This is a genomic window from Acidimicrobiales bacterium, assembly GCA_035536915.1.
GTDB lineage: Bacteria > Actinomycetota > Acidimicrobiia > Acidimicrobiales > JAHWLA01 > JAHWLA01.
The window spans coordinates 1-4,441 of the sequence record DATLNE010000019.1; the positions used below are offsets into that span (position 1 = coordinate 1).

A 4,441-nucleotide genomic window follows, 5' to 3' on the forward strand; every position below is an offset into this window, starting at 1 on the left:
GTCGACGGCCTGTACCTCGGGCTTGGCATCGGCGACTACAGCGACTCCTCCGCCGAGTACACGCGGCGCTACGCGTCGAAGCGCGGGGCCCGCCTCATCGAGACCGACCTGCCGGGCGACTTCGGCTTCGACATCCCCACGGGGTCACGGGCGGCCCGCCGCGCACCATGCTCGGCCTGCGGTCTGTCGAAGCGTCACCTCTTCAACACGGCCGCACTCGACGGTCGATACGACGCGGTGGCAACCGGCCACAACCTCGACGACGAGGCCGCCGTCCTGTTCGGCAACGTGCTGCGCTGGAACACCGACTACCTCGGCCGCCAGCTGCCCGTGCTGCCCGGCGGGGACGGGTTCGCCCGCAAGGTGAAGCCGCTGGTCCGCCTCGGCGAGCGCGAGATGGCGGCGTACTGCGTTCTCACCGGCATCGACTACATCGTCGAGGAGTGCCCGATGGCGGTGGGCAACAAGCACCTCGGCTACAAGGAAGCGCTCAACGACATCGAGGCGCAGTCGCCGGGGTCGAAGGCGGCCTTCTACTTCGGCTTCCTCGACCGGGCCTCGGCGCTGTTCACCCCGCAGGCGGTGGCCGAGCGGGTCGACCTCAAGGCGTGCTCGACGTGCGGCGCGCCCACCACCGGCGAGGTGTGCGCCTTCTGCAACCTCGTCGTCAAGGCCACCAAGTGAGCCGCGCATTCGCGGCGGGCGAGAAGGTGCTCGTCCTCGACCGGAAGGGCCGCCGCTACCTCGTCACCCTGAAAGAGGGTGGGCAATTCCACACCCACACGGGCTTTGTAGAGCATGCCGAGATCCTCGGGCAGCCCGAAGGCGTGGAACTGCGCTCGACCAACGGGGCGTGGTACCAGGCGGTGCGGCCGACGTTGTCGGACTTCATCCTCAAGATGCCCCGCGGCGCCCAGGTCATCTACCCCAAGGACCTGGGGCCGATCCTGCTGCTGGCCGACATCTACCCGGGCTGCCGGGTGCTGGAGGCGGGCGTGGGCTCGGGGGCGTTGTCGATGACGATGCTGCGGGCGGGCGCCGAGATCGTGGGCTACGAATTGCGGGCCGACTTCGCCGCCAAGGCCCAGGAGAACGTGAAGTCGTTCCTGGGCGAAGCAGCCCTGGAGCGCTACCGGGTGGAAGAGCGTGACGTCTACGAGGGCATCGACGAGGTGGGCCTCGACCGCATCGTGCTCGACCTGCCCGAGCCCTGGCGGGTGGTGAAGCACGCCGAGTCCGCGCTCCACCCCGGCGGCATCCTCGTCGCCTACGTTCCCAGCGTGATCCAAGTGGCCCAGCTGCGGGAGGCCTTGGCGACGAGCGCGTTCAGCATGGCGGAGACCCAAGAGGTTCTCCTGCGCACGTGGCACGTCGAGGGCAACGCCGTACGACCCGACCACCGCATGGTCGGGCACACCGGCTTCCTCACCAGCGCCCGGTTGGTCGGCCCGCCCGGGCAGTGAACCTGCTCGACCTGATCGTCGTCGCCGCCGCCGTCGCCGCCGCGGTAGGCGGGTACCGCCTGGGCTTCTTGGCTCGCGCCGCCTCGTGGATCGGGCTCGGCATCGGCCTCTTCCTGGCCGCTCGGCTGCTGCCCAGCGCCATGCGCATGTTCCAGGGCCCCGACCCCACCAGCAAGCTCATGGTGGCGTCGATTCTGCTCATCGGCGGGGCCTTCGCAGGCCAGGCCCTCGGGCTGGTGGCGGGCTCGTCGCTGGCCCGGGCCGTGCCCCATGGCACCGCCCGCACCTTCGACCGGGGCATCGGCGCCTTCTTCGGCACACTGGGCGTGCTGGCGTCGCTGTGGCTGCTGCTGCCCGCTATCGCCGATGTGCCCGGCACGGTGTCGCGGGAGGCCCGCAGTTCCACCATCGCCCAGTGGCTCGACCGCAACGCACCGCCGCCGCCCGACACTCTCCAGGCCCTGCGCCGGTTGGTGGGGGAGACGAACTTCCCTCGTGTCTTCGAGTCCCTGCGCCCCGCCGAGATCGTGGGCCCGCCGCCGGCGTCGACGGGCATCCCCGCCGCCGTGCTCGACCGGGTGGCGGCCTCCACGGTGCGGGTCAGCGGGGAGGCGTGCAACCGGGTACAGGAGGGCAGCGGCTTCGCCGCGGGCAACGACCTGGTGTTGACCAACGCCCACGTGGTGGCGGGGGAGCGGCGCACAGAGGTGACACGGCCCGACGGCCGCGACCTGCGGGCCTCGGTCGTGCACTTCGACCCCGACCGCGACCTGGCCGTGCTCCAGGTGCCGGGGCTCGACCAGCGCCCGTTGCCGGTGGGCAGTGCCCGGGTCAACGCCCGGGGGGCGGTGTTCGGCCACCCCGGCGGGCAGGAGAAGCTGCGCATCGCACCGGCGGCCATCCGCAACCGGGTCGATGCCGTGGGGCGCGACCTCTACGACAACAAGAGCACCCGGCGCGACGTGTTCATCCTGGCCGCCGACCTGCGGCCCGGCGACTCGGGCGGCGCCTTGGTCGATGTCAACGGCGCCGTGGTAGGCGTGGCCTTCGCCATCGCCCCCGACCGGCCGGGAACGTCGTACGCCCTGACGAGCCGGGAGCTCAACACGGCGTTGGCGGCGCCGAGGCGGGCCAACGCCAGCACGGGTCCCTGCCTGCGGAAGGGGTAAGACGGTCGCCTGCGGCTGCTTCGTAGGCAAAAAAAGAACGAGCCCCCGAAGGGGCTCGTTCCTCACATCGAGATCCGATTACAACGCGTGGGGGCTACTCGACCTCGATGAAGATGCACTCGCCGGGGCACTCCTCGGCGGATTCGATGGTGGCTTCCTCCATCCCGGCGGGGACGGCGCCGAGCCCCTCGGGGCCGCCCGGGTCGCTGAACACCTTGTCGCCTTCCTTGACGTAGGCCAGGCCGTCGTCGAGGAGGGTGAACACCGCCGGCGCGATCTCTTCGCAGAGGCCGTCGCCCGTGCAGAGATCCTGATCGATCCAGACCTTCATGCCGGCGACGGTAGCCACGTCCCCCAGGCGTCGTCAATTTGCGCGGGATCGGCGGGTGAAACTCCCGCATATGCCCTCGACATGGCAGAGGACCGGTGTATGTTCGCTTCAAAGGGAGGTGGTCCGTGGCCGACTCCGAGTACCAACGACGGCTAGCCGCGTACGAGCGGGAAGTGGCGGAGCTTCAAGAGCAGGCGAAAGTCCTGGAGGAAGAGGTCATCACCCTCCGGCGCCGCCTGCAGGATGCTCCCAAGCGCGTCCGCACGCTCGAGGAGAAGCTCCTTGAGACCAAGGGGCAGCTGGCACAGGCGGTCTCGCAGAACGAGAAGCTCACCTACACGCTGCGCGAGGCGCGTGAGCACATCGCAGCGCTGCGCGAAGAGGTCGACAAGCTGACGCAGCCGCCGTCGGCCTACGGCACCTTCCTGGGCGTCAACGACGACGGCACCGCGGACGTGTTCTCGGGCGGGCGCAAGATGCGCGTCGCCCTGCACCCCGAGCTCGACGCCGACGTGTTGGCCCGGGGCCAAGAGGTCGTGCTCAACGAGTCGCTCAACGTGGTGCTGGCCCGCGGCCCCGAGGTGTCGGGCGAGGTCGTCACCTTGAAAGAGGTGCTGGAGGACGGCACCCGGGCCATGATCGTCGGGCGGGCCGACGAGGAGCGGGTGGTCGAGCTGGCCGAGTCGCTGCGCGACGTGAAGCTGCGTTCCGGCGACACCATCCTCATGGACTCGCGCACCGGGCTGCTGCTCGAACGGCTGCCCCGGCCCGAGGTGGAAGAGCTCATCCTCGAAGAGGTGCCCGACATCTCCTACGACGACGTGGGCGGCCTCGACGACCAGATCGAAGCCATCACCGACGCCGTCGAGCTGCCCTTTGTATGGCGGGAGAAGTTCGGCGAGTACGAGCTGCCGCCGCCCAAGGGCATCCTGCTGTACGGCCCTCCCGGCTGCGGCAAGACCCTCATCGCCAAGGCGGTGGCCAACTCGTTGGCCAAGAAGGTGGCCGAGGTCACCGGCAACGCCAACGCCAAGAGCTACTTCCTCAACATCAAGGGCCCCGAGCTGCTCAACAAGTACGTGGGCGAGACCGAGCGCCAGATCCGCCTGGTGTTCCAGCGGGCCCGGGAGAAGTCGGAGGAGGGGTGGCCGGTCATCGTCTTCTTCGACGAGATGGACTCCCTGTTCCGCACCCGGGGCACCGGCATCAGCTCCGACATGGAGGCCACGATCGTCCCCCAGCTCCTAGCCGAGATCGACGGGGTGGAGACGCTCAAGAACGTCATCGTCATCGGCGCCTCCAACCGGGAGGATCTCATCGACCCCGCCATCCTCCGCCCCGGGCGCCTCGACGTGAAGATCAAGATCGAGCGCCCCAACGAGCAGGCCGCGGCCCAGATCTTCAGCCGCTACCTGGTGGCCGGGCTGCCCCTCGACGCGGGTGAGGTCGAGCGGCTGGGGGGGGGCGACCCGCACAAG

The 4,441-nt window shown here is 69.7% G+C and carries 5 protein-coding genes; 4 read left to right on the forward strand and 1 reads right to left on the reverse strand.

Annotation, left to right across the window (positions count from 1 at the left end):
• The 3 genes from VM938_05175 to VM938_05185 all read left to right on the forward strand — a co-directional run.
• Positions 1–684 (forward strand): tRNA(Ile)-lysidine synthetase (locus VM938_05175; protein ID HVF74419.1); only part of this gene is annotated, 684 nt, incomplete at its 5' end.
• Positions 681–1,463, forward strand: coding sequence for a tRNA (adenine-N1)-methyltransferase (locus tag VM938_05180; GenBank protein HVF74420.1), 783 nt, complete (start codon positions 681–683; stop codon positions 1,461–1,463). The genes VM938_05175 and VM938_05180, both read left to right, overlap by 4 nt.
• On the forward strand, positions 1,460–2,632 hold the full coding sequence (locus tag VM938_05185) for a MarP family serine protease (GenBank protein ID HVF74421.1): 1,173 nt from the start codon (positions 1,460–1,462) through the stop codon (positions 2,630–2,632). Before VM938_05180 ends, VM938_05185 begins: the two co-directional genes overlap by 4 nt.
• A gap of 94 nt (positions 2,633–2,726) precedes the next feature.
• Here the strand turns inward: VM938_05185 and VM938_05190 are convergent, their stop codons facing one another.
• A complete protein-coding gene (locus tag VM938_05190; GenBank protein HVF74422.1) occupies positions 2,727–2,963 on the reverse strand; it encodes a ferredoxin in 237 nt (78 codons plus the stop codon).
• A 125-nt stretch (positions 2,964–3,088) separates the two neighbouring features.
• On the opposite strand from VM938_05190, the gene arc reads away from it, so the two are divergent.
• Positions 3,089–4,441 (forward strand): proteasome ATPase (arc, locus tag VM938_05195; GenBank protein ID HVF74423.1); only part of this gene is annotated, 1,353 nt, incomplete at its 3' end.